This is a genomic window from Methanolobus sp. WCC5, assembly GCF_045690325.1.
In the GTDB taxonomy this organism is placed as follows: Archaea; Halobacteriota; Methanosarcinia; order Methanosarcinales; family Methanosarcinaceae; genus Methanolobus.
In genome coordinates this window covers 1,792,725-1,817,456 of record NZ_CP146981.1, presented here as the reverse complement: position 1 = coordinate 1,817,456, position 24,732 = coordinate 1,792,725, and the positions used below count along the sequence as shown (strand labels likewise).

Genomic DNA, 24,732 nt, shown 5'->3' with positions numbered 1-24,732 from the left:
GCAGGGAATGAGCATCGAATATGGTTTACCTGTTTCCTGTGAAGGCATTGAAGCCATGGTCTCCCACCAGGGGCACAAACACCACCCCACCCCTGTTCTCTTTTGTAATTTCCCCGTCCATGGATTTCCTTATAACATAGAGGTTCTGGTAGGTATCTCCTTCCGGCAGGACCATGATACCACCTTTTTTGAGCTGTTCTACAAGGGGTTTTGGAGTATCGGGGGCAGATGCTGTTACACATATCCTGTCATAGGGTGCATGTTCCGGATAGCCCAGTGAACCATCACCCAATATGACATCAACATTGGAATAACCTGCTTTTTCCAGGCTTTCACTTGCAGATTTTGCCAGTTTCTCAATACGTTCCATGGAATATATCCTTCCTTTCTTTCCAATGATCTCCGCCATAACGGCTGCATTATAACCGGACCCTGTCCCTATCTCAAGTACTTCATGTCCTTCCTGAAGTTCAAGAAGGTCGCACATGATGGCTACCATGTGCGGAGCAGATATGGTCTGGGCATAACCTATGCTAAGCGGGCTGTCAACATATGCATGCGATATGTGTATAGAAGGCACGAAAAGATGTCTTGGCACCTTTGAGATTGCTTTTAGTGTTCTTTCACTTATCCTGCGTTCCCTGAGGGTTCTTACCAGGTTCGACCTTTCCCTTTCATACTCCATGCGGTCCTCCCTTCTCCCCAGCCTCTTTTGACTGCATCTTCGGCAAATATCCTCTTAATGAACTTTGCCTCCACTGCCGTCCCGGTACGTGATTCCAGGCTGCCGTCCCTTATCTTTATCTTCTTGACAACAAAATTATTCCGGTCTGCAGTTTCCTCTTTACCCACAATGAACTCATATCCTCCGGGGACTCTCTTCTGGATGGCTTCCGTGCTCTTTCCACGATGGACAGCTATCTTGACGACGACCTCGTCAATAGCCCTGCCCCAGATCGTAGTTATCTCTTCAGCATTTGCCTTTTCAGGTCTCTTGTCTCCGGATTCTATGGCAGTTACGATTATCGGGAATACTTCGTCTGATTCCCCGTCATCGGCAATTATCTCATCGTCTACACTTACAATGTCATCTGATGTCAGCTTTGTCATCCGGGTAAAAGATGCATCACCTTTGCTGATTATTACTTTGATGTTGAAAAACCTGGTTCTTTCTATCTTTGCCGGATGGACATTTCCGCATTCCTGGCACTGGACCACAGTATTCTGACCGGATTTCAATACATCATGCAACACAGCGATCTTCGGTGAGCAGGATGGACATAATACTTCAATTTCATCGTTCATATTCTCAATGATGTCATTGTCTGGAGTATGTAAATAATTTACTGCCCAGTGCAGTTTTCCACAGACGCAGGTGACTTCCGGATGACCAGGTCACAGAGGCATTGTTTCTTAAAGCTGTTTTCTCATAACGATGGCATCAGACCTGGCACTGTCATCAAAAAAATATTTTATCCTTTGTATTTCCCTGAAGCCATGCTTCTCATATATACGTATTGCAGCGCCCCATCTCACAGAAACCACAAGCACCATTGAGGATATCCTGCATTCTGCAATGGCCCTTTTTTCCAGCTCCGAGAACAGCTTCTTGCCGTAGCCTTTCTTGCGGTGTTCCTGCAGGATTCCCAGGGATGATATGTAGAGCTGGGTTCCGTCATTCCTGTGGACTTCTGTAATTGTGTGGTTAAGCCGGAAATTCCCTGCAGGGATATCTTCCGAATGCTCCCATAGTTCCGAGCATATGTATCCTACGACCAAGTTTCCGATTTCCAATACCAGAAAGCCCTGAGGGAATATCCTTATCCTGTCGAGGAAGACATCCCTGCTTTCAACTATGTTGGCATGAAAGGAGCCCTGCTCAATGAGCATTATTTCGTTGATGTCATTCTCCAGGGCATTTCTGATTGATATTTTCAGATTATCACCAACATTATGTAACCTGATGACCCATCGGCTACCAGCCTCATAATTTGCTGAAAAAGGGTCATTAAAAAGAATACTACAGAAATATCTGCAGCCTGATCTAGGCGTCCTGTCTTTCACTTGCAGCATGTGCTGCAATGAATTCCCTGAGTAGTTTCGTCCCAAGCAGTGCGCTTATGCCGTTATCGTATTCAGGTGCGATCTCAACAACGTCAAAACCAATGGATACGGGGGCAAATGCACGTATGATCTCCCGGACATCGATATCCGTAAGCCCGAATGGTTCGGGTGTTCCAAGGCCTGGTGCGTATGCAGGATCAAGGGCATCCATGTCCAGTGACAGGTAGATCTTCTTAGATCCGAGGTAGTCCCTTACCTTGGAAATGACCGTTCTTATACCCATTTCCCGGACATCGTCCGAGGTGTAATAGTGGATGCCGTTCTCCTTTGCAAAGTCCCATTCTTCCTTTGGTCCGCTGCGGACCCCTATGGTAACATAGGTGTCGGTGATATCTTCCAGCACATGCCTGGAAACACATGCATGGTTGTTCCTGATGCCTCCGTATTCCTCACGAAGGTCAAAATGTGCATCCATTACAACAAAACCGATATCCTCCCCTGCCTCCTCGGCACATGCCCTGACACACGGGTAGGTCAGGGAATGTTCACCCCCAAGCATTATGGGGATCTTCCCATCCTTTGCGATTGGTCTTACAGCGTGGTAGAGTTCTTCCAGTGTCTGGTCCACCGATGAGTAATGTTCAAGGTTTCCCGCATCATGGATAAACAGGTCCTCAAAGTCTATATCAAAATAAGCATTATAGGTCTCAAAGTTCGCGGAGGCCTTCCTCATGGCATCAGGGGCCCAGCGGCTCCCCGATCTGAAAGAGGAAGTGCCATCAAAGGGAACACCGAATATAACATATCTTGCAGTATCGTAATCTGCAAGTGCATCCATCATATCAGGCCTGTAGAACATGTTAATTGTAGTAACAATGATAAGAAATGACATGTGGTCCGATCATCTAAGATCGAACTTCATCTTGCCCATAGCTGTAAGGTAGGACACCTCTTCTCCTTCCTTGATCCTTTCCTTGTACTCATCAGGGATTTTCATCTCAAATGTTGAGAAGTCACCCATATCCATGAGCTGTGCCACATCGCCTGCAATGGAAAGTACCTGTGCGTTCTTCCTCTCCACAACAGGGACATAGATCTTATCGGATACAGGACCTACGATGGATCTTTTCTGGTTGTCGAAAAGTCCTATCACATCGATCCTTGCCTTTGCAGAACCGTGCTTACCCGGCTTTGATTTGGATATGCTCTTAATAATACAGGCCTCATCGTCAACAATGGCGTATTTGCCCTCTTTAAGTTCTTTTACTTCAACTTGAATTTTCACTTGAAATCCTCCATAATCGTAACAATTATTTATGAGCTAAAAGTTATGGGTATAATTTCCTATGCTATATAAGAATTTAACCTTTGATTCTGCATTAATTGTCTGTAATATTAGCAGATACCTAAAATAGGGCTATGTTTTATTTATATCCTTTTATATGTGTCTGCAGGGTCCTGAGCAGAGCATGGACCTTTTGTGTCACTGGTCACTGATTTCAATAGCTATGTCCAATTCCTTCAGCTTTTCTCCGGTCGGGACCCCGGCATCGTCCCATCCCCTGAAATGATAGTAATCCCGAAGTGTATTCTTAAAAACTTCCCTGTCAATCCCATCTCCTTTGAAAAACCTCTCAGGAAGGCTATCGTCCTTTGAAGTAAATCCTGATCGGATGTTAAAAATTCTCTCAAGGTTGTATATCCTCTCACCGGTACGCAGTATCTCCTCGGCGGAATATTTCATTCCGGTCACATGGCTTAACATTTCACAGAGTTCAACTTCATCCAGAGCCAGGATGGAGAACGGACACATTACCAGGGAATCCATTACTGCCGTAAGGTTCTGGAAATATTGTACAAGTGCAGCTTTTCCCTCGTATCTTTTCCTGTCAAGCAGCATGGGTTTGCCCATAATCTCAGGAGCAGCCATAAAAGCGCTAAGATGAGAACCACCTGTATTGGATGTTGCATATGCGATGGCCATGCCTGCCATATCACGGGGATCATATCCGGGCAGTTCCAGTCCCTTGACAGAGGTGCTGTATTCTTCCTTTTTAACGGCGCAAAGGTATGCATGTGCACCCCTGCACAGGTCATGTCTGCCATTTCCAATTTCCAGTACCAGTCCTTTAAGCTCATCTATATGCATCCAGGGATTCACCTCCATATATGATGCAATGGAAGCGCCGCATGAAAGGGGGTCCAGTCCGTAGTCAAAGCACAGGCTGTCCATTTCCCTTATGAGTTCCAGGTCATCATTGCCGATATTAGGTCCGAATGCCCATATGGAATCAAAATCCGGTAAAGGTTTGCCATCCTCAGAAGTCCTTCTGCAACCTACAGGACATGCATAACAGGGTGCAGGCTTGATCCTGTAGTTCTTATTGATCGCCTCGCCTGATAATTTTCCTGTCCCTGCAAAAGTCCTTTCCCTGAAATTGTGTGCCGGAAGCGTTCCCATATAGTCCAGCAGGTCAGCAAACACAGGGCTTCCGTATGTACTGAGGCCCCTGGAAGACGGGGGGTTTGCAACCAGCAGTTTTTTTACTCTGCCAACAACACTCTCAAAACTATCCGGCTCTGCCACTTCCACGACATTTGTACCCTTAACAACTATCGCCTTGAGATTTTTTGAACCCGCCACAGCACCATGTCCTCCCCTGCCACTGGAATACATGCGGTCATTGACAATGTTTGCCATGCTGACAAGTTTCTCACCTGCCCTGCCTATGCACGCAACATTTCCTTTTGTTTCAAGCAATGTCGTGGTCTCAGCGGTATTCTTTCCCCATAGGTGCTCAGCAGGCATTATTTCAACTTCCTCGTCAGATATCTGCAGATATACCGGCGTCTCAGCCTTTCCTGTGATCACCAGGGCATCAATTCCTGCAAATTTCATTTCCGCTCCGAAATATCCTCCTGTATTGGAGCTGAAAACAGTGGATGTGAGGGGAGATATGCATGTGACTGCAAAGTGCCCGGACATGGGCGCAGATGTCCCTGTAAGTGGTCCGGTTGTGAAAATGAGAGTATTTCCAGGGTCAAGTGGTTCCATTCCGGCTACTGCATAATCCTCTGTAAGCCTGCAACCAAGTCCCCGCCCGCCGATGAACTTTTCTGCATATGTCTTCTTGGTCCTTGATTCTGTGACCGAGTTATTACCAAGGTCGATTATTATCGTTCTTCCTGTCCATCCGAACATGTTTCCTCCCGTTGTATGTTTCTCATCCCTTTTTTCATTGGTACCTTATATCCTCTCATTACAAGATAATCCGCTCCCCATATGTAAAGTGCTTCAAGGATAGGTATCGTGGCAAGTCCCAGTTCAGTTACCGTGTATTCGACCCTGGGCGGGACCTCGGGATAAACCTTCCTGGTAATGACATTTTCATCTTCCAGTTCTCGTAGCTGCTTTGTAAGCATCCTTGGTGAGACCTTAGGGATGCTTTTCTGAAGTTCCGTATATCGCAACGTACGGTCCTTCAGGTTCCATATTATAAGAGGCTTCCACTTGCCTCCAATGACATCAAGGGCTGTTTCCACCGGGTCGGGATATCTTTCTTGTTTGTGAGAACTATCCTGATCCATACTTACAATAATGTGCTCAACTATAAAATATGTATCTATGAGCTATTTATATATTCACTATATTTTGTATTGTGAGTGTCCGCTCTAAGGCGGAGAGCCGGTCGGGTGCTCTTAACAGGCTACAGGAGATTACAACATGAATGATGTGACCATTGATGAACTTACTTGTACAGGATGTGGAATCTGCGTTGAAGTATGCCCTTACGGTATCTTTACTATTGCTGAAGGCATAGTTTCAGTTAATACTTCACTTGCATCTGTCTGAAGTGAATGCGGACATTGCTTCGCGTTCTGTCCTGAAGATGCCGTAAATATCAGCTATCCAGGATTATCCGGAGATGCCGTACAATCCGGTACAAGGGCTGATATGATGCGTGAAACAATTATCTCACGCCGTTCTGTCAGGAATTACTCGGACAAGCCGATTCCCCGCGAAATCCTCGAGGAAATATTCGACATGGTCCGGTATGCACCGTCGGGCATGAACCGGCAGAGCGTTAACTGGACGGTCATACAGGATCCTGTGGAAGTGCAGCGTATAGCAGAGCTTACGATACTATGGGCCAGGGATATCTGCAGTTGCGGGCAGAAGCATCCCCTTGCACCTATAATGCCGATGCTGATAGGTATGTGGGACCAGGGAACCGATCTTATCTGCCATGGTGCCCCACATCTTGTTATAGTGCATGGTGAGAAGGATGATCCCTCAGGTTATCTGGATGCGATCATAGCCATGACGCATCTGGACCTCGCAGCTTCCGCACACGGGCTCGGGACATGTTGGGCAGGCGTTGTTCAGATTGCAGCGGACTCCTCTCCTCATCTTCTGGAAGAATTGGGGCTTCCTTGCGGCCACAGGTCATATTATGCAATGATGCTTGGATATCCGAAGTACAGAGTTCAGAGGGTTCCCCCAAGAAATGCTGCAAAAGTGATCTGGAGATAATCTTTTATCTCTTTTCTATCTCAAGCATCTTTCTCTTAAGCTCTACCTTCTCTCCGCAGGTCTGTCCGCAAAAGCCGCCGATACCCGATGATGAGACTACCCTGTGGCATGGTATGATTATAGGGTAAGGGTTCTTTGCAAGCGCACTTCCCACGGACCTGTCAGCTCCTTCTTTACCTATACGAAAGGCAAGTTCGGCGTATGTGATGGTTTGTCCGTAAGGTATCTTCCTGACCTCTTCAAGTACAAGGCGCTGGAAATCCGTAAGTCCTGAGAGGTCCGGTTCATAATATGAAAAATCGACCATTTCACCAGCGAAGTATCTTAATATATCCCTGAAGACGGTTTCATCACTCTTTTTCCTCATTATCGAAAACCCCGTTTTCAAGATCCTTTCTCTTTCTTTTGTAATGGAGCCATCCTGTGCCGTAGTATGCTATCAGGACCAATGCAGATAGTATCAGAAGAACAATCAAAGGCCATGTTGATTTAAGCAGTAGCGGATCTATGTCCTCCCTGCTGTCATATGTGGGGTACATGATATCATTTCTGTCATTACTATGGCCAAGTCCCAGTGCATGCCCTATCTCATGTGCGGCAATATCCTGCATTGTTTTGTCTCCATACTGTACCCAGGAATATGCTCTGGAATTACCGGTCTCCAGTACGATATCAACACGTTCAAAGCGTCCGTTCACCACATAGGGTCTGGCAAATCCTGCAACACCATCCTCTACTCCCGCGTCCTGTTCCAGATTCTTAACCCACATTACCAGTATGTCAGCATTATCAGTGTCTACTATTAAAAAATCAGGCTGGTAACCCAATTGCCCGTTTCCACCCTTTTCCCAGTATTCAAGGGCATTTTCTACACTTTTCCTGTAGCTGGGACTGTAACTATCAGGTACATTGATGTCATCGATATAAACAGTGATCGGCATTTGTTCCCATGGTTCCGGATTCAGGATAAGTTCCCCATTATCCTGGTGTTTAAGACTCTCAGAAGCCAGTCCGGTTGCAATAAGGATTATCAGGGCGATTATCAGCCAGTTCATTTTTGCCATATTTACTGACATGAGATTGGTCTGCTAACATATAGTCATTTGGCACAGATAACAGGTCAATATTATTGGCTATAGCTAATCCTATATTTGATAAATACAATCAGGGTATATGGAAAAACGTGTTGCTGTGGTCTTTGACAGTGCAGGTACGCTCTTACACATGTATCGTGTTGCAAAGGAAATGCGCACGGGCCATATCCTTGAAGATATACAAAGCACACTCCTTGTGGCAGAAAAGGCCAACAGGGCCCTTGTAGTTTTGCGCACCCGCTTTGAGGACCTCAGGTCATGTGACCAGGATATGGGTTTGTACGAGTTCATTGAAAAGTATGGCATCGATATTGCTATCAGTTGTTCAAGCAGTCCTTTTCTTCTGGATGTGGTTTACAGGGTAATAAGACAGGATTCCGTAACCTTAAAGGATCTTAATGATGTGCTCTCACTTGTAAAAAAGCGGTGCCCGAATATCTTTTACATTGCAGCAGGCCTGATAGTTGATTCCCGGGATGATATGGTCCCGTATGTTCTGAGCACTGGCGGGCAGATGTATTCCAGAACATCGGAAGCTATCGTTTTTCTCAGAGAAATGGGTGTTGATATTTACATTGCCTCGGGTGATGATGCCAGGAACCTTAAAGGACTTGCCTCATCCCTCGGTATTCCTATGAGTTCCGTTTTCCCGGTTGCCACAACACATGACAAAGAGTGTATCGTCAATGATCTTAAGAAGAACTATGACATGGTTTTCATGGTAGGGGACGGCATGAACGATATCCTTGCCTTAAGAGCTGCAGATGTGGGGATTTTAACATCACAGCAGGGTGATATGAGGCCACCTGTCCTTGTAGAGGCTGCTGATCTAGTCATAAGTGATATTTTTGAAGTAGTGAACATTGTAAAAAGTTTGGTGTAATGTATGATATATCTATATCAGCATCAGTAGGAGCTCTTACTTGTTAACAGTGCGAACGGATGCGTTACTTTTATGTATTGAGTTCAATAATCCAAAAGTAATTCTTTAAAAAAGATCGCTATGAACTTGTTATCAGGTCTGCATGGGTTCCAGTCAAGCTAGTTTTGTATGGGGTCTACAAAACCGTTAAGTAATTTGAGTAGATATGCATATCATTATTGGCAAAACATGAATCCTATGCATCCTGGGCGGAGGAAATCAAATGGCATTATTCATTGAAGTTAAAAACCTGACACTTGAGTTTGATGGTGTCAAAGTTCTCAAAGATATAAACCTGACCATCAACGAAGGAGAAGTCCTTGGTATTCTTGGAAGAAGCGGTTCGGGGAAAACAGTATTGATGCACGTCCTGCGTGGTGTTGAAGAGTATGAAGGTATCAGTGGGGAAGTAATATACCACCTTGCAAGATGCGATAAATGCGGATATGTGGAGCCACCAGGCAAGGTGGGAAATGAATGTCCTTCCTGTGCAAAGGCAGTCCTTCAACCCTTTGAAGCAGATTTCATCAAGCTCCCGCTCCATGATCCTTCAAGGCGTGAGATAACCAAAAGGATTGCTATCATGCTCCAGCGTACCTTTGCTCTTTATGGTGATGACAGGGTCATAACAAACGTTGTAAACTCTCTGACTGAAATTGGTATCAGCAGTGAGAAAGCTCTGTCACGTGCTGTCGAGCTTCTGGAGAAAGTGGAACTTTCACACCGCATGATGCACGTAGCCCGTGATCTTAGTGGTGGTGAGAAACAGAGGGTAGTACTTGCCCGCCAGCTTGTAAGGGATCCCATGCTTCTGATCGCTGATGAACCGACAGGTACACTGGATCCAAGGACTGCTGCAGTTGTTCATGATGTTATTGCAAAGGCTGTAAAAGATTACAATATGACCATGGTCATTACTTCTCACTGGTCTGAGGTTGTTGAGGACCTGGCTGATAAGGCGATAATCCTCGAAGACGGAGCAATTGTAAAGGAAGGTTCTCCTTCAGAGGTTGCAAAAGAGTTCATGAACCTTATCTGTTCTGTTGAAAAGAAGTCTGATATTGTTGTTGGCGATCCTCTCATCAAGGTGGATAATCTCGTCAAGAAGTATATATCGGTTACCAGAGGCGTGGTTTACGCAGTCAATGATGTGTCATTTGATGTGAGGGAGGGTGAGATATTCGGTCTTGCAGGTACCAGTGGCGCAGGAAAGACCACTACTTCAGAGATCCTCATGGGTATCGTGCAGCCCACCAGCGGAGAGGTGCAGGTGCGCGTTGGGGATGAATGGATAGATATGAAGAAGCCGGGACCTGAATGCAGGGGACGCGCAGTGAAGTACATGGGCATATTGCATCAGGAGTACGGCCTTTACACTCACAGGACTATAATTGATAACCTGACCGAATCAATAGGTATCGATCTTCCCTATGAACTTGCTGTCAGGAAGGCTGTCAACACGCTTATAGCTACCGGGTTTACAGAAGATAAGGCAAAATCTATATTATCGAAGATGTCAGATGAGATTAGTGAAGGAGAAAGGCACAGGGTTGCACTGGCCCAGATATTGATGAAAGAGCCAAACATCGTTATTATGGATGAGCCAACCGGGACCATGGATCCCTTCACAAAGAAAGAGGTCACAAGGTCAATTCTGGAAGCAAGGGAAAAGATGGGTGACACATTTGTCATTGTGTCACATGATATGGACTTCCTGGAAGAGATATGTGATCGTGTAGCTCTTATGAGGAATGGTAAGATCGTCAGCGTAGGAGAACCGGCTGCGGTACTGTCTGAACTTACCGAAGAAGAACGTATTGAGGCGGCAGCAGAAATATGACAGTTTGAGAAGGTTACGGAGGAGTTTGGCACGAATGGCGAAATAACGATAGAGATCAACGGACAGGAACTGAGATTACCGGAAAGTTCAACCCTTGAGGATGCCATTAAGGTGTCAAACGCACCTTACAGGAAAGGAACGGCAGTTGGAATACTGATCGAGAAAGAGGATCTCAGGTCACAGGTGTCTGTGGAATATCTTGTGAAAACATCAAAAGGCGAGTTCAGGATCGAACTGCTGGACGAATCCTCACCTTCCTCAAAAAGCTGGGTCTCTCTATTTAAAGGTCTAATTGATATACCGGTCAGGTGGACAGGCAAAGATGCCCTGGCTTTTGGTCCTTTTAGTACGGACATGGTACCGGTCCGGGGGACTTGCGACATGGATATGTTCACTCTCCTTTTCGGTGCGGGTGGCGGGGATGCTGCAAACACTCATCTTATAATCAGCAAGACCAGACATACAGCCGAGTATGGCGCACCTGATGAGGGGATATTTGCCAGGGTAATAAGTGGAAAACACGTTCTTACAGATCTTGTGCGAGGTGACAGGATCATCGCGGTAGAACCTGTTATTGAATGGGAGAAGGCCGGTGAGCATATCTCTACAACGGATCTCTCTTTAAAGGTGGAGAATGGGTATAAGATATTCACATATGTTGAGATCGAAATGGATCTGCAAGCCCCTCAAGGTGCAGAGTTCTTCTTTGCTGTTACCCGTGATGGTACCTTTCATATCGATCTTGTATCATCGTCCTTTATATCCGACCATCGTTTTCAGGGAGAACTGGTAACTTATGAGAATTTCGAATCACGCTCAACCGGTTCTGTCTTTGTGAGGACCGTGGGATATGGTGCAGGGAAGCTCTACATCTCCACAAATGACCGTACGTCCTCTATAATGCATTCGGTGATAGGGCATGTGGTAAAGGGTATAGAACTAGCAAGGATGGTAAAAAGCGGCCAGAAAATAATGGTTGAATCCATCCCCGATCCAATAATGTTGCTGGGCAAGACCAATGCGGATGCTGAATATGAGATGCAGGCTCTTGGTATAGAGGTATTGAGGGAAGGATATGTTCATGACAATGGTTTCATAGTCAAACAGATCCCTGCAACGACAATTGAAATAATGCTTGAAAAAAAGGTTACCGTGCAGGGAGTGGATCCGGAGAAACTTGTGGCTGTAGAGCTTTATGATGACCTTGCTCCAAAGACCCTTGATTTCTTCAGACATGCTGTAGGTCTGCAGTATGATCCAGTGGGTGTGCTCCCTGTAATGATGACATATGAGAACACGTATATCTTTAAAGCTGAGAAGCCGGCAGAGTCCTATAAGGAGATATTTCCCGAAAACACTCCGAAAAAGACGATTGCAGGTGAGATCGGTGTTACCAGCCAGGCTGCAAAAAGAGCCGGTATGATAGGTGTCAAGACATCGGACGATGATCTTTTCGGGCCAACAGGGGAACGTTTTGCCAGTACTAATATTGTGGGAAGGATACTTGAGCTTGACAAACTCGCGCATTTCAGGGACGGCGATGTCATGTATATCATAGAGCGCAGCAAGGAGAAATGAAGATGGCTGAAGGAAATGAAGATGTCATAACAAAGCTTGTTGTTACAAGCTCAGATAGTGTATTGCCAATAGATGCTGCAATGAAGATATACGGATCAAATACCGATATTGTAATTAAGGAAACATGTTTTGGTACCATGGTCACAGGCCCCAGGGATGCTGTGGACAGAGTGGTCAAAGAGGTTGTAGACCTTGATAAGAATCACATATTCGTTAAAGAGAGAGGTTTCCCTCCGGGGGATGAGAGACGTTGCCGTGCATCCCGTGGTGGGGGAGCAAGACCTGGTTTCTATTTCCTCAAGGAAGAATCAATGATGCTGCCGATGATAGGCAAAGCACTTGATAAATATGACAAGGATGTTCCTCTCAGGGAGACCGAACCCAGGAAAAGGTTTGAAGTAAAAGATCTTCAGGAAATAATCAAATCCACCTCATGAGGCAATACAATGGCAAACGTTATCATATATCCTACAAACAGCCTGATACTTTCTGACCTGGTCCAGAGGTTTGGCCACACACCCCTTGCAATGATGGAAAAGATCAAGGAAAAGGTATCCACCGTAGGTGTGGATTCTCCTCCCCTGAACATTACCGCAGAAGAGCCCAAACACGGGTTGAAGTATGCGGCAGTGGAAGTCCCGGCAGGTGTCAGGGGAAGGATGGCCATAGTGGGGCCCATGATTGAGAAGGCACAGGCAGGTATCATTGTTGTTGAGTCTCCGATGGCTTTTGGTTGTATGGGATGTGCCCGTACCAATGAGCTGACAAAATATCTCATAAGGAGCCGTGATATGCCAATTCTTGAACTGGATTTTCCCAAAAATGATGATGAAGGGCAGGAATTCGTGTACAAGATCGCTGAATTCTTAAAGTCATTGCCACAGATGGGTGAGGAGGCATCAGAATGAACGACGAAGCCCAGGTAAAGGTGGCACTGGTGTCCTGCGGATCCGAATATGCCGGTGTTCACGGCGAACTTGATTCAGTAGCAGCCAGTGTGAATGCAAGGCTCATTTATCCAGAGATAGATATCAATGTCCTTGATAATATCGGCAGGGAATTCGGTATAGAGGCTGCAAGCCCGGATCTTCGTCTTATGATGGCAAGGGCCAGGGCAGTGGTTGAAGGCATCTCGGATGTGGATGGTGTGTTCATCACTTCATGTTTCAGGTGTGCAGAGGCAGCCATAGTCAGAAACGAGGTTCGCCGCTACATCAACAGATACTCAGACCTCCCTGTCATCAGTTATTCTTTCACCGAGCGCACAACTGCCGCTACCCTGCTGACACGTATGGAAGCCCTTACAACCATTGCAAGACGCAGGCATCTTCTGGCAAGGGAGAATCAAAGCGGGCTTACAGCAGGTATCGACTCCGGGTCCACTACGACAAAAGCTGTCATCATGAAGGACAACAAGATAATAGGTTCCGGGTGGGTACCCACTATCAAGGTGATCGACAGTGCAACAGAGGCATTTAATGCTGCATTGGAAGAGGCAGGTGTTAAACAGGAGGAAATCCAGGCCATTGGTACTACAGGGTACGGTCGTTTCCTTGTGGGAGAACATTTCAATGCCAGACTCATCCAGGAAGAGATCACTGTCAATTCAAAAGGTGCAGTCTATCTTGCAGGTAAGCAGAAGGGTTCGGCAACTGTGATAGACATCGGCGGAATGGACAACAAGGCCATATCCGTAGAGGATGGGATTCCCGGGATGTTCACCATGGGTGGTATATGTGCAGGTGCTTCCGGCCGTTTTCTTGATATGACTGCAAAGAGGCTTGGTGTGGATATCACCGAACTGGGTGCCCTTGCTGTGAAAGGTATGCAGGAAAATGTCGATATGAACAGCTATTGTATCGTATTCGGTATCCAGTCACTTGTCAATTCCCTTGCGAAGGGCTCGACCCCCGAGGATGTTGCTGCTGCAGCATGTCATAGTGTGGTGGAACAGATATTCGAGCAGCAGCTGCAGGAAGTCGATGTGAAGGAACCATTGATCCTTGTGGGCGGTTCCTCTCTCATAGAGGGTGTTCCAAAGGCACTTGGACAGTTGCTTAAGATAGATGTACTCGTTCCTCCCAATTCCCACCTGATAGGTGCTGTGGGAAGTGCTTTGCTTGCCTCGGGATACGTGGAGGAGTAATTCTTATGGAAGCTCTTGAGACCTTCGTAGTAGAGTCCACCGTCAGGGAAGAAGGCGATGCATACAGGAGCATAGTCGCTGACATAATTACCGAACTGGTTCTTGGCGGCGCTATCGGAAGGATAAAGGTGGTCGTAAGGCCTGAAGATTCACTTTTCCAGATGGCTGTGATCTTAAGGGGTAGCCAGCCCACGGTGAAACTGTCTGATATGGCCAGTGTAGAGGTTTCCAATCAGATGAGAAAAGAGCTGACGATCTCTATTGATCAGGAGAAATACCTGCCGGAACTGCTTGAGAAGCTCTGGGCCAGATACGGACGTATGAAAGTCTTCCAGCCTGAGAGAAAGACACTGAAAATGTTAGTTGATGACACCGGATCTGAGGTGGCGTTCCTTAATGATATGGTGGTTGCAGATCCCCGCAGCACACTTCAGTCAAGGCTGGTGGAAATGGCTATCAGGGCCACCCCTGAAGGGTTCCGTGTACGTTATCATTCAATTGATGGTCATAAGTTCGTATTCGTGGCAAGCGAGGACCCCCTGAAACCTGAGTGGATACAGGAGGCGCAAAAAATGGCTGCAGAACTTACGGAGGGTGAATGATGTCTGCGATATTGGAGCCATATATATATGAAGGCGGGATTCACAAACATACGCTCATAACAGAACTTCTGGAGGACCTTGGAGGCTATCTGATACAGAAAGTCCCGGCAGCAACGGAAGTCACACTTGTAATGCTGATTCCCCGGGATGATGTGCATCTGATCGAGGAACTGGGAACAAAACTCCTTGGTAAACTCACCCGTGCTCCTCTTACAGGAACAGAGATCGCTGTAGTATCCCCAACACTGGCTTCCCATCATCTTCCCCACTCCGCATGTGATGTGGCTGAATACATGCGCAGGGGTGGTGCGAATACGAATATGATAGGCCTGGCAAGGGGTATGGGCAGAAGGGTCTCTCTTTCAGATAATTATGAAAGGAAACTCATCAATGAACATGATATTGCATTATTCTCCTTTGGTACCTTCAGTGATTGTATCAGGAACAAGAAACCAAAGCTGCTTGAAGGGATAACCATTCCTAAGATAGTTGCCGGGGGGCCCTGTGGTCTTAAGACCGAAGATGTTGCAAATGCCGACCTTTATGTGGGAGGTATCGGCAGGGTGGCACATCGCATGAGGAAAAGCGGTGAACTTGATGCTCTTGATGTGCTGCTGGAGAAGGTCGTTGAAGTGGTGGAGAAGATGCGTGAGGACCTTGCAAAGGACCAGCTGGCGGTACTGCCTGCAAGGGTCATGAAAGAGATACATGAGCAGATACCGGAGATATTCGATGTGTTCTCTCCTGCCCCTGTTACGCTCCAGCTTGACGGGTTGCGTGTAAAGCTTCCTTATGATCGCTTCCACGGGAAAGTGGAGGATCTTGAGTTCGATGAAGGATTAAAGCTTTCGGATATGGCTGTGATCACTCCGTCAAAGATGAAAAATTATATATTGGTCAAGATCAAACGAGAATCTGAGGTAGGATTTACTACCTGATATCCTGATAAAAATCTATCCATGGGGTCATTATGGAACTGGAAAGAATAAAAGAGATCCTCGACAAGGAACCTGAAGAGGCTGCAGAAGAGATTCTGGCCGATGTTGAGAAGCGGTATGGTGAGATTCCTTACATAATCAACTTCATGAAGGATATGCCGGAAATATTCATCTCACGGATGATATACGAGAACAGTATCATGCGTGAGTTCAAACGTATGGATCCTAAAACAGTGGAGCTAATATGCATTGCTGTTGCTTCTGCCCTGCGATGTGAGCATTGTCTTAAGACCCATGTGAGGGTTGCAAAAAGGCTGGGTGTCTCCAGGGAGGAGATATTTGATTCCATTCTGATAGCAAGTACGGTTTCAACAGCTGCAGTGCTTGCTGAGGGCACCCGCTCTGTGGATGCGGAGTTCAATGGATCCTGTGCAATGTCAGGAAATTCAACGGATCCCAATTGTACCATATGCAATATAAATTCCGAACTCCCCGAGGAAGACTAAAAAAGTAAACAGGGAATAAGGTTCCCTTAATAGAAAGGTGTTCCCGGACCGGATGCCAGGACTCCGATTATATACCCGAGTATCACACCACTGTTCAGGAATGGCAACCCTGCCTGTGGTTTTCCTTTCATTACAAGGATGCTCAGTATCACGAATCCTGCAATTGTGCCTATCATTGCCCCAAGGGCGGGGTAGGATATGAATCCGAGGAACTGTAGTGTTGCATCCTTCTGAACCAGGAAGATGTTTGCAGATACGACCAGTATGGTTGGCATAATGGCATCACCAAGTCCCATGAAGAAGGCTTCTCTCTCTTTTCCTTCCTCTTTTTTGAATGAATCCTCAATGAATGAGTATCTTAAGTGTTTCGGAATAACGAAGAGTATAGGCAGACGAAGGTCCATCACTCCTTCTGCAAGGTCTATCATGTGCTTTGTCTTGTAGACCGATATCGCATCGTAGACAGCCAGCAGTACAAGAAGTACTATTACAGGGAGTATTGACAGGGATATGCCAAATATTGCACTGGCTCCTGCACCTATTATCAGTCCAATGATGTTGATCACATACCATTCAGGGAACTTGTAGAGCAATATGGTGAGGATGGCTGCCACCAGGACAGATATTACATTGTTCGTCATTTCCGATATATCTGCCAGGGACAGCAAAGCAAAGAACACATAGTACATCGTAGCTCCCACTGCAAGGAGTATTGTGAGCTGTATTATCCATTGCATGTTCCTTTTAATTGCCATCAGTAACAGGAATGTGAATACAAGGATAATTCCGATGTAATATATGCTGTTCGCAGTAGACTCGGGATTCTCAAAAGCCTTCATATCGTTCGCATTCATGGGTGTGGCCAGAAGCAATGCTGTGATCTGTACTACCAGTATGATGCCTGCCATCACAAGCATCGGTGCATAATCTTTAATACCTGTCTTTTCAGAACTCAATGCTGCAACTCCGAATGTATAAATTATTAATTATTATATAAATATAGTAAATGTCTGTTCACTATATAAGGTATTCTCTTTTAAAAAAATAGAGTTAAATAACATAAATAGCAAAAAAGCCCATATCGATAAAGAGGGAAAAGAATGGAAACCAGGGACATAATATTCTCAGTTGTAATGGTTGTATCTTCATTTGTGTTGACATATGAATGGCTTGGAAGGTTCACATACAGTTCGGCAAATACTTTGATAATCCTGTCTGCTATGGTCATGGTGGGCGCACTGGCTGCGATGATCCTGTCAGTGGATATGCGTCTGCGCAAGATAGATAACATGCTAGAGGCCAAGGAACGCTCTTTGAGGATAAATGTCCAGAGTGTGGAAAATAACCTGGATTCCAGGATAAATGAGGTAATTGGAAGAATGGATGATATGATGGCTTCCCTGGACCGGACAAGATACAGGTGATATTATACTGTGGCTTTAATTATATTTGGTCTGCCATTCAATATCCCGAAAACCATATTAACTAAGTTGTAGTAGAATGACAGATATATTCCATATGTAAGAGGTGCGTACATGCGCATTAATCTGGAACCGATAGGTATCATAAAAAAAGCAGGGAAATGTTCTGAGATACTCATCTACTCTGACTTTGAGCAGCTTGTGAAGAACATGATGTCAAAGTTAGGCAAGAATGACAATGATCAGCACAATCTCGTAATAATTCATAAAAATAAAGATTCCAGTGACCTTCACCAGGTGCAGGTCACAAAGACACATCTCATTGACAGGGTGGGTAATATCCTAAGGGTAGGAAAGATAGATGCCAACGATGATTCTGTCATTGATGTAAGACTTGAATGCAACGGGCTTATAACCAGTGAAGCCTGATTATCTTATACAGATTCCGATATGATCCTGCATGGGTGTTGATATAGGGGAACTCCTTAAGAGGAGTGAGATAGGGGTATCCGACCTTTCATCAGATGTTGTGGCTATAGATGCCTTTAACACGCTTTACCAGTTCCTGAGTATCATTCGCCAGAGGGATGGGACCCCTCTTAAGGATTCACAGGGGAATGTCACTTCACATCTCTCAGGTATCCTTTACAGGATGACAAATATAGTTGAGGCAGGAGTAAAACCTGTCTTTGTTTTTGATGGCAAGCCACCTGACCTTAAATTGCAGACAATTCTCAAAAGAACAGAGGTCAGGGAGAATGCAAAGATAAAGTATGCAGAGGCTAAGGAAAAAGGACTTGCAGAAGAAGCATATAAGTATGCACAGGCTTCTTCCAGGGTCGACGCCACGATAGTTGAAGATTCCAGGTGCCTTCTGACAGCTATGGGCATACCATTTGTTGACGCTCCCTCAGAGGGTGAGGCACAGGCTGCCTACATGGTCAGGAAAGGCGATGCGGACCTGATAGCTTCGCAGGATTATGATTCCCTGCTCTTTGGCTCACCACGGGTTGTCAGGAACCTCACAGTATCCGGAAAAAGGAAACTACCAAAAAAGAATATTTATGTGGATGTCAAACCTGAGGTCATAGACCTGAAGGAAAACCTGGATGAACTCGGGATTACCCGTTCACAGCTGATAGACATCGCCATATGTGTGGGCACTGACTATAACGAGGGTCTGGAGGGAGTTGGTCCCAAAACCGCCCTTAAGCTTGTAAGGGAGCATGGAACCCTTGAGAACATACTGGCTGTAAAAGGCATGGATATCCCGGGCCTTGAAGAGCTCAGGGAGCTTTTCCTGTCTCCTTCAGTTACAGATGACTATTCCCTGAAATGGAAAAGACCTGATAATGATAAAGTGATCTCCTTCCTCTGCGGGGAGCATGACTTCTCAGAGGATCGGGTTACAAAGGCCCTGGAGCGCCTTGAGGCATCCTCGGGCGGCGGACAGAGTACCCTGGATAAATGGTTCTGAGATCTAATTGTATTTTTGAATAAGCGAGACTCCTGTCATCTGTTCCGGTTTGTCGATCCCAAGTATTTCCAGCATTGTAGGAGCAATATCCGAGAGTCTTCCATCCCTTAATGTTGTCCCTTCCTCTGCGTTTACAAGAATGCATCTTACCGGATTGGAGGTGTGTGCAGTATGTGGCTTGCCCGTTGTGTAATTTATCATCTTCTCAGCATTACCATGGTCTGCTGTAATGAGTGAAGCACCATCTTTTTCGATAATCTGATCGATGATCCTGCCAACACATTCATCAACAGCTTCGATTGCTTTGATGGCCGCATCCATGATACCTGTGTGCCCGACCATATCCATATTGGCAAAATTAAGAACGATCGCATCATACTTACCATACTTTATTCTCTCAACTAGCTGGTCTGTGACCTCATACGCGCTCATCTCCGGTTTCAGGTCATAAGTGGCTACATCAGGTGACGGTATAAGGCACCTGTCCTCCCCATCATTCTCCTTTTCCACACCACCGTTGAAGAAGAATGTCACATGAGCATACTTTTCTGTCTCCGCTATGCGGAGCTGCTTTTTGTTGTTCTTGCTCAGGACTTCTCCCAGAGTATTGGTGATGGTCTCCGGTGGGAATGCTATTGGGACATGCAGTTTTTCATCGTATTCTGCCATGCAGACGTAGTGAACTTCCGGTTTTACCTTTCTCTCAAAACCATCAAAAACATCGTTCACAAAAGCGTATGTAAGCTGTCTTGCCCTGTCAGGACGGAAATTGAAAAAGATGACCGAATCTCCATCTTTTATGGTTGCCACAGGTTTGCCGCCGGCCTCTGTTATGACAGTAGGCTTTACGAATTCGTCATTCTCTCCTCGCGCATAAGCCATACTTACGGCTGAAAGAGCATCATCAGCAAGGATGCCTTCACCAAGTGTGAGTGCATCATATGCCAGTTTCGTGCGCTCCCAGCGTTTGTCCCGGTCCATTGCATAATACCTGCCGCAGACAGTCGCAGTCTTTGCAATACCTGTGCTTCTGCAGAACTCCTCATGTCCTGCCATATCATCAAGGGCGGTCTGCGGAGGCACATCCCTTCCATCCAGGAATGCATGGATGTAGACTTTTTCCAAGCCCTGGTTTTTTGCCATTTCCACAAGTGCTCTCATATGGTCCATGTGGCTGTGCACGCCGCCGTAAGAGAACAGACCCATAAGATGCAGTGAGGAGCCCTTCTGCTTCACATGTCCCATGGCCTCAAGTAAGACGGAGTTCTCAAAAAAGGAGCCATTGTGTATATCCCTGTTAATACGGGTCAGGTCCTGGTAAATGATCCTGCCGGCACCGATATTGAGGTGACCTACCTCTGAGTTACCCATCTGGCCCTCGGGAAGTCCCACACCTTCCCCTGATACTTCCAGAAAGCATGAGGGGTAGTTCTCAAACAAAGTGTCAAGTACCGGGGTATTTGCGGCTATGATAGCATTCCCTCTTTTTTCAGGGCTATATCCCCAGCCATCAAGTATCATCAATAAAAGTGGTCCGTTCTCATATGACATGGGTTCTGAATTGTCCCGATGGTTTTTAAATGCATTGTATTATGCTTCTGACAGCCAGGGCTACAGCCTGATATCAGTACACGTTTCCGGTCTTAGTTCTCTGTGCTGTATTTCGCTGCAATTTCTCTATGCTGTCCTTATGTGCCTGAGCATGAGGTTGAACAGAAGCAAAAGGTTACTTTCAAAGAACAATATCTCACTGTTATTCCTGTCCTTCCCTGTTGCGGTAAGCAGGGTGAACTCCAGGTCCTTTTCAGCTTCAAGGCGTATCCTTGAATATGGATCGGGACTCTCATATCTTTCAACAGATATGGTCCTTGCAACCGAGAACGGGTCCAGGTACTTGTTGACCCAGCAATTCAGTTCCCTGCGATACCTTGCAGAAAGGGACATGTTCTTTATTCTGCTCAATGCGTTTTGCCTGTTGTCTTCATAGTATGTGATCCAATCCGGCATGCTATCTCCCCTTTGATTTTTCCCGATAATCCAGCTGTTCCCTTGTAAAGATATGTCAGTTTGATAATATTAAATTTATCAAAATCAATATTTATATTTATCTATTTATTTAAGTTATATTTAATCTATAAATATCCTCCAAAAATATCCCCCATGTTTCTGCAGCATCACGTTATCTATTTAAGCTAATAGTCTCACTTCTTATGGGGGAGTTCAAAGTGGAAGATACTATTAAAAAAAGCGATGAGCAGTGGAAGGAAATACTAAGCAGGGACCAGTTCCTAGTGTTGCGGCAGAAGGGTACGGAAGCTCCCTTTACAGGGAAGTATTACGCGAACAAGGACAAAGGCATCTATCTGTGCGCAGCGTGCGGTCAGGAACTATTCGGCTCGGATGCAAAATTCGATTCAGGGACCGGATGGCCAAGTTTCTTTCAACCGGTCTCAGAGGACAGGGTAACCCTCAAGCCCGACCAAAGCCACTTCATGGTGAGGACCGAAGTGCTGTGCAGCAGGTGTGGAAGTCATCTTGGTCATGTTTTTGATGACGGGCCGGCGCCAACAGGCCAGAGATTCTGTATAAATTCCATATCCCTCGATTTTAAAAAAGAAGAGTAATAAGCTCAAAATCTGAATCCGTGGAAAGGGTATGAGGCAAGAAGCCTCGAAATCACCTTACAGTGACTGTCAGTACCATGTCAGGTACGTCCCTTACACTGAATGTGTAGGTGCCGCTTTTTGTGAATGTGTAAGTATGTGTATCGTGCACATACATTTCTTTGTCTTCAAATAGCCCGTCATCACTTACAAGCACATAACTGTTCTGTGGCTTTTGGTTTCTCCAGACAATGGAATCCCCTCTGTTTATTTCAATTTCCGCAGGTGTCATTTTCCCGTAGTATTCCATTCTCACACCAAAGGGCGTGCCCTCACCGATCGGCATTTCTTCTTCTTCTGTGATTTGGCTATCTTCTGTTTCAGTTTCAATATCAACTTCATTTTCTTCTGCATTATCTGCACAGCCGCTTACAAGCACACCGGCAAGCACCATTAGTGTTATCAATATCAGCCATTTTTTATTCATATCTACCACCCTATCTTGTTTTGTCTGTGTCCTCTTATGATCTTCACCGATACTGCTCTGCAGGATGTTTTCCGTGAGGGTCTTTTATCTGGCAATAAAAGTGTTTTCCGGAAAAATTAATACGCAATATGGTGAAATAAGAGCTATGGATACAAGCTTTATATTTTTTATGTATTTGTTGCTGGTAAATATAATGGCATTTTCCCTGATGGGTATGGATAAACGGAAGGCAAAAAAGAACCAGTTCAGGATATCTGAGAGAACCCTTTTCATGAGTGCCATCGTCGGGGGTACTCCCGGCTCCATAGCAGGTATGTATGTTTTCCGGCACAAGACAAGGCATCCGTCTTTTAAGATAGGGATGCCTGTGATCCTGCTGTTGCAACTGTATGTCTTTATCCGGTTTCTGCTTCCGCTCTTTGCGCTGGGCTGATACGTTCAGAAACCCAGCTTTTCCATTTCTTCCAGTATGGCGGGTGTGAAATTAGTAAAATTCTGGACCCCTCCGGTCCAGGCTGCTATCATCATAGCGTCCTTTACCTCCTGTGAGCTTGCCCCGAATTTTTTCAGTCTCTGGAGTATCTTGACGGCGCTCTTTGTTTTCTGGTTTGAGCAGGCAATCGCAAATACAAGTAAATGCTTGTCCTTTTTAGAGAGACCGTTCTCCCTTTCATCCCACACCGCACTGTAGAAACCTGCAACAGCCTCAGAGAAATCCTCATCTATCTTCTTTGCATAGGCAACAGCCCTTGGCTGGAAACCTTTCACTTCTTTTGCATCCTTTTTTTCCTTTATTTCATCTGCCATGTTTATCAGCAGTTAATTTGACAGGAAATCATTTAATGTTTTCTTCACAAACCGTTTTGTATGCAAAGCGATCCCAATTTACCCGGCCTTTCTGAAAAAGGCATTTACTGTCTCATATTCCAAAACGTGGCATGTAAGCTCCCAATTGGAAGACTCGGTAATATCTCCTTCCTTAAAGGTTATTATATATATGTGGGCTCTGCCCTTGGTCCAGGCGGCCTGAAAAGAATGAAGAGGCATGTGTTGCTCTCTGAGCAGAAAAACAAAAAAGCCCGCTGGCATGTGGACTATCTTTCCATGTCCTGTACATTTAAGCTTATCTGTGTTGCATACTGCAGGACAGATAAATCCCTTGAATGTGAGCTGGCAGAAAAGCTTGCCTTTTCCATGCCAGGCGGTGTTTCTCAAGGGCAGATCCCAGGATTTGGCTCAAGTGATTGCAAATGTTCTTCGCACCTGTTTTTTAGTTCCCTGTTTCCTGTAAATAACATCCAGAAAGCATTTCATGAGCTGGGCATGGATTGTGATATTGTATATCATGGCTATGATTTTGATGATTACAATGATTTCGATGATCAGGATATTATGATACTATGATACTATGGTCTGATGCATGAGGTAATCCGCCATCCGGGTGCCGGGTGTATTCCCGGACCTGCATGTTCAATGCAATAACTCCAGGTGTTCCAGCAGTGGATGAAGCAGGGTGAATATGCCTATGATTATGATTATCGTGCCACTTACAAGAGGCAGGTTATTGATTCTCTTATTTCCCATGTAATTCTGGATGAAACCTCTTCCTCTCACCATAAGTACCGAAAGGCAGACAATGGATACTGCAAGACCAATGCTGAATACCAGTATGTACCACAGTCCGTTGTAGACCTGGTTGTTTGCAATACTTATAAGAAGCACTGCAAGGGCCGCAGGACAGGGAATAAGGCCGGTTGAGAACCCAATAGCGATAACTCCTTTCCTGGTATCTATGCTGTGCTCATGCCGGTGCGGATGGTAGAATCTCCTGAGTATCCACAACCCAACGGTTATCAGTATCAATCCTCCTACAACACTCATGATGTCATGGGTAAGATCCACATCAAGCACATCAATAAGATAAACGGATGCTATTCCCAGGGTAACGACAACCATGACATGGGAGAATACCACCGTAAGTCCGAGTGCCAGGGCATCCTTAAGGTTGGCATCGGTTCCCATCACAAAGACAGCCATCACGGATTTTCCATGCCCCGGTTCCAGTGCATGTAATGCCCCCAAAAGGAAAGCTGAAATTATGAATAAAATACTCATACCTGAACCAAGGTTTCCAACGTCTGTCAACAGTTCCATACTAACACTCTCACATATTAGTTACAGTATTCGTTATTATTACTTAATAACACTATATCTATGTTTACTTATATATTGTTTATGATTTAGTATGTTACAATGTGCTATATTTGTGTTACTCTCTCTCATCCCTCATATCAAAACTGGCTTTACATTGCTGAAAAAATAAAATAAAAAAAGAGATGTTTATGAGAATCCTGTACCTGTGCTACTATATAAAAATATATTATGCACCTGGTATTCCATTTCATCTATAATGAAGTCAGTTGTCGGCCATGCAAATAGTACAATTTAAGAACCGTATTTTTAACCAAGCTTTTAGGATGTCAGTGTTAGGATATCAGTGTAGAATCTTCCTACAGTACG

At 45.4% G+C, this 24,732-nt stretch carries 32 protein-coding genes; 17 read left to right on the top strand and 15 right to left on the bottom strand.

All coding sequences use genetic code 11. The features are described from left to right. Positions 1 to 25: 25 nt before the first annotated feature. The 7 genes from V7O64_RS08885 to V7O64_RS08855 all read right to left on the bottom strand — a co-directional run bounded on the left by V7O64_RS08885 (position 26) and on the right by V7O64_RS08855 (position 5,652). Positions 26 to 685, bottom strand: coding sequence for a protein-L-isoaspartate O-methyltransferase (locus V7O64_RS08885; protein ID WP_407355065.1), 660 nt, complete (start codon positions 683 to 685; stop codon positions 26 to 28). Further along, positions 652 to 1,305 carry an HVO_0476 family zinc finger protein gene (locus V7O64_RS08880; RefSeq protein ID WP_407355064.1) on the bottom strand — a complete coding sequence of 218 codons (654 nt, stop codon included), beginning with the start codon at positions 1,303 to 1,305 and terminating at the stop codon, positions 652 to 654. Before V7O64_RS08880 ends, V7O64_RS08885 begins: the two co-directional genes overlap by 34 nt. A gap of 108 nt (positions 1,306 to 1,413) precedes the next feature. Beyond that, positions 1,414 to 2,073 carry a GNAT family N-acetyltransferase gene (locus V7O64_RS08875; RefSeq protein WP_407355063.1) on the bottom strand — a complete coding sequence of 220 codons (660 nt, stop codon included), beginning with the start codon at positions 2,071 to 2,073 and terminating at the stop codon, positions 1,414 to 1,416. Beyond that, entirely contained in the window at positions 2,045 to 2,923 is an 879-nt protein-coding gene (gene speB / locus V7O64_RS08870) for an agmatinase (RefSeq protein WP_407357306.1), read from the bottom strand. Before speB ends, V7O64_RS08875 begins: the two co-directional genes overlap by 29 nt. Before the next feature lie 42 nt (positions 2,924 to 2,965). After that, positions 2,966 to 3,349 (bottom strand): translation initiation factor IF-5A, encoded by a 384-nt coding sequence (locus V7O64_RS08865; RefSeq protein WP_407355062.1) that lies wholly within the window; start codon positions 3,347 to 3,349, stop codon positions 2,966 to 2,968. Between the two features lie 198 nt (positions 3,350 to 3,547). Next, positions 3,548 to 5,266 carry an aldehyde ferredoxin oxidoreductase family protein gene (locus tag V7O64_RS08860; protein WP_407355061.1) on the bottom strand — a complete coding sequence of 573 codons (1,719 nt, stop codon included), beginning with the start codon at positions 5,264 to 5,266 and terminating at the stop codon, positions 3,548 to 3,550. Further along, the gene (locus V7O64_RS08855) at positions 5,239 to 5,652 is read right to left on the bottom strand and encodes a winged helix-turn-helix transcriptional regulator (RefSeq protein WP_407355060.1); all 414 of its coding nucleotides are present in this window, start codon (positions 5,650 to 5,652) and stop codon (positions 5,239 to 5,241) included. Before V7O64_RS08855 ends, V7O64_RS08860 begins: the two co-directional genes overlap by 28 nt. Before the next feature lie 136 nt (positions 5,653 to 5,788). Between V7O64_RS08855 and V7O64_RS08850 the strand changes: the two genes are divergently transcribed. Beyond that, entirely contained in the window at positions 5,789 to 5,917 is a 129-nt protein-coding gene (locus V7O64_RS08850; RefSeq protein ID WP_407355059.1) for a 4Fe-4S binding protein, read from the top strand. A gap of 102 nt (positions 5,918 to 6,019) precedes the next feature. Then, on the top strand, positions 6,020 to 6,598 hold the full coding sequence (locus V7O64_RS08845) for a nitroreductase family protein (RefSeq protein ID WP_407355058.1): 579 nt from the start codon (positions 6,020 to 6,022) through the stop codon (positions 6,596 to 6,598). Between the two features lie 4 nt (positions 6,599 to 6,602). Here the strand turns inward: V7O64_RS08845 and V7O64_RS08840 are convergent, their stop codons facing one another. Together V7O64_RS08840 and V7O64_RS08835 are read right to left on the bottom strand one after the other, a co-directional pair. Beyond that, the gene (locus V7O64_RS08840) at positions 6,603 to 6,965 is read right to left on the bottom strand and encodes a methylated-DNA--[protein]-cysteine S-methyltransferase (protein ID WP_407355057.1); all 363 of its coding nucleotides are present in this window, start codon (positions 6,963 to 6,965) and stop codon (positions 6,603 to 6,605) included. After that, positions 6,949 to 7,674, bottom strand: coding sequence for a matrixin family metalloprotease (locus V7O64_RS08835; RefSeq protein ID WP_407355056.1), 726 nt, complete (start codon positions 7,672 to 7,674; stop codon positions 6,949 to 6,951). Before V7O64_RS08835 ends, V7O64_RS08840 begins: the two co-directional genes overlap by 17 nt. A 97-nt stretch (positions 7,675 to 7,771) precedes the next feature. Here V7O64_RS08835 and V7O64_RS08830 point away from each other — a divergent pair, with 97 nt between their 5' ends. From V7O64_RS08830 to V7O64_RS08790, 9 genes are all read left to right on the top strand, one after another. Next, a complete protein-coding gene (locus V7O64_RS08830; protein WP_407355055.1) occupies positions 7,772 to 8,575 on the top strand; it encodes an HAD family hydrolase in 804 nt (267 codons plus the stop codon). Positions 8,576 to 8,837: 262 nt separating this feature from the next. Next, positions 8,838 to 10,454, top strand: coding sequence for a methyl coenzyme M reductase system, component A2 (gene atwA / locus V7O64_RS08825; RefSeq protein ID WP_407355054.1), 1,617 nt, complete (start codon positions 8,838 to 8,840; stop codon positions 10,452 to 10,454). 42 nt (positions 10,455 to 10,496) lie between these two features. Continuing rightward, positions 10,497 to 12,032 (top strand): methanogenesis marker 3 protein, encoded by a 1,536-nt coding sequence (locus V7O64_RS08820; protein WP_407357305.1) that lies wholly within the window; start codon positions 10,497 to 10,499, stop codon positions 12,030 to 12,032. A 2-nt stretch (positions 12,033 to 12,034) separates the two neighbouring features. Then, entirely contained in the window at positions 12,035 to 12,469 is a 435-nt protein-coding gene (locus V7O64_RS08815) for a methanogenesis marker 6 protein (protein WP_407355053.1), read from the top strand. Positions 12,470 to 12,478: 9 nt separating this feature from the next. Continuing rightward, complete coding sequence (locus V7O64_RS08810; RefSeq protein WP_407355052.1) at positions 12,479 to 12,940, top strand: methanogenesis marker 5 protein; 462 nt, start codon at positions 12,479 to 12,481, stop codon at positions 12,938 to 12,940. Continuing rightward, entirely contained in the window at positions 12,937 to 14,178 is a 1,242-nt protein-coding gene (locus V7O64_RS08805) for a methanogenesis marker 15 protein (RefSeq protein WP_407355051.1), read from the top strand. Before V7O64_RS08810 ends, V7O64_RS08805 begins: the two co-directional genes overlap by 4 nt. 5 nt (positions 14,179 to 14,183) lie before the next feature. After that, entirely contained in the window at positions 14,184 to 14,780 is a 597-nt protein-coding gene (locus tag V7O64_RS08800) for a methanogenesis marker 17 protein (RefSeq protein ID WP_407355050.1), read from the top strand. Then, positions 14,780 to 15,718, top strand: coding sequence for a methanogenesis marker 7 protein (locus tag V7O64_RS08795; RefSeq protein ID WP_407357304.1), 939 nt, complete (start codon positions 14,780 to 14,782; stop codon positions 15,716 to 15,718). The genes V7O64_RS08800 and V7O64_RS08795 overlap by 1 nt, the downstream gene beginning before the upstream one ends. Before the next feature lie 32 nt (positions 15,719 to 15,750). Then, a complete protein-coding gene (locus tag V7O64_RS08790) occupies positions 15,751 to 16,224 on the top strand; it encodes a carboxymuconolactone decarboxylase family protein (protein WP_407355049.1) in 474 nt (157 codons plus the stop codon). Positions 16,225 to 16,250: 26 nt separating this feature from the next. On the opposite strand, the gene V7O64_RS08785 is transcribed toward V7O64_RS08790, so the two are convergent. Beyond that, positions 16,251 to 17,180 (bottom strand): presenilin family intramembrane aspartyl protease PSH, encoded by a 930-nt coding sequence (locus V7O64_RS08785; protein ID WP_407355048.1) that lies wholly within the window; start codon positions 17,178 to 17,180, stop codon positions 16,251 to 16,253. 144 nt (positions 17,181 to 17,324) lie between these two features. On the opposite strand from V7O64_RS08785, the gene V7O64_RS08780 reads away from it, so the two are divergent. The 3 genes from V7O64_RS08780 (at position 17,325) to fen (ending at position 19,122) form a co-directional block, all read left to right on the top strand. Further along, complete coding sequence (locus tag V7O64_RS08780; protein WP_407355047.1) at positions 17,325 to 17,648, top strand: hypothetical protein; 324 nt, start codon at positions 17,325 to 17,327, stop codon at positions 17,646 to 17,648. A 111-nt stretch (positions 17,649 to 17,759) separates the two neighbouring features. Continuing rightward, entirely contained in the window at positions 17,760 to 18,074 is a 315-nt protein-coding gene (locus V7O64_RS08775) for a hypothetical protein (RefSeq protein WP_407355046.1), read from the top strand. 31 nt (positions 18,075 to 18,105) lie between these two features. Further along, positions 18,106 to 19,122, top strand: coding sequence for a flap endonuclease-1 (gene fen / locus V7O64_RS08770; protein ID WP_407355045.1), 1,017 nt, complete (start codon positions 18,106 to 18,108; stop codon positions 19,120 to 19,122). Positions 19,123 to 19,125: 3 nt separating this feature from the next. Here fen and gpmI read toward each other — a convergent pair whose 3' ends face one another. Then, a complete protein-coding gene (gene gpmI / locus V7O64_RS08765; RefSeq protein ID WP_407355044.1) occupies positions 19,126 to 20,673 on the bottom strand; it encodes a 2,3-bisphosphoglycerate-independent phosphoglycerate mutase in 1,548 nt (515 codons plus the stop codon). A gap of 126 nt (positions 20,674 to 20,799) precedes the next feature. After that, positions 20,800 to 21,129: a hypothetical protein gene (locus tag V7O64_RS08760; RefSeq protein ID WP_407355043.1), complete on the bottom strand. Its 330-nt coding sequence runs from the start codon at positions 21,127 to 21,129 to the stop codon at positions 20,800 to 20,802. A 218-nt stretch (positions 21,130 to 21,347) separates the two neighbouring features. On the opposite strand from V7O64_RS08760, the gene msrB reads away from it, so the two are divergent. Next, the gene (msrB, locus tag V7O64_RS08755) at positions 21,348 to 21,746 is read left to right on the top strand and encodes a peptide-methionine (R)-S-oxide reductase MsrB (RefSeq protein WP_407355042.1); all 399 of its coding nucleotides are present in this window, start codon (positions 21,348 to 21,350) and stop codon (positions 21,744 to 21,746) included. Positions 21,747 to 21,798: 52 nt separating this feature from the next. Here msrB and V7O64_RS08750 read toward each other — a convergent pair whose 3' ends face one another. Then, positions 21,799 to 22,212, bottom strand: a complete 414-nt coding sequence (locus V7O64_RS08750; protein ID WP_407355041.1) for a hypothetical protein — start codon at positions 22,210 to 22,212, stop codon at positions 21,799 to 21,801. A 193-nt stretch (positions 22,213 to 22,405) separates the two neighbouring features. On the opposite strand from V7O64_RS08750, the gene V7O64_RS08745 reads away from it, so the two are divergent. Then, positions 22,406 to 22,645 (top strand): DUF1294 domain-containing protein, encoded by a 240-nt coding sequence (locus V7O64_RS08745; RefSeq protein ID WP_407355040.1) that lies wholly within the window; start codon positions 22,406 to 22,408, stop codon positions 22,643 to 22,645. A 5-nt stretch (positions 22,646 to 22,650) separates the two neighbouring features. On the opposite strand, the gene V7O64_RS08740 is transcribed toward V7O64_RS08745, so the two are convergent. Then, positions 22,651 to 23,019, bottom strand: coding sequence for a carboxymuconolactone decarboxylase family protein (locus V7O64_RS08740; RefSeq protein WP_407355039.1), 369 nt, complete (start codon positions 23,017 to 23,019; stop codon positions 22,651 to 22,653). 60 nt (positions 23,020 to 23,079) lie between these two features. Here V7O64_RS08740 and V7O64_RS08735 point away from each other — a divergent pair, with 60 nt between their 5' ends. Continuing rightward, a complete protein-coding gene (locus V7O64_RS08735) occupies positions 23,080 to 23,616 on the top strand; it encodes a GIY-YIG nuclease family protein (protein WP_407355038.1) in 537 nt (178 codons plus the stop codon). A gap of 66 nt (positions 23,617 to 23,682) precedes the next feature. Here V7O64_RS08735 and V7O64_RS08730 read toward each other — a convergent pair whose 3' ends face one another. Beyond that, positions 23,683 to 24,366 (bottom strand): cytochrome c biogenesis protein CcdA, encoded by a 684-nt coding sequence (locus V7O64_RS08730; protein ID WP_407355037.1) that lies wholly within the window; start codon positions 24,364 to 24,366, stop codon positions 23,683 to 23,685. Positions 24,367 to 24,732 lie beyond the last annotated feature (366 nt).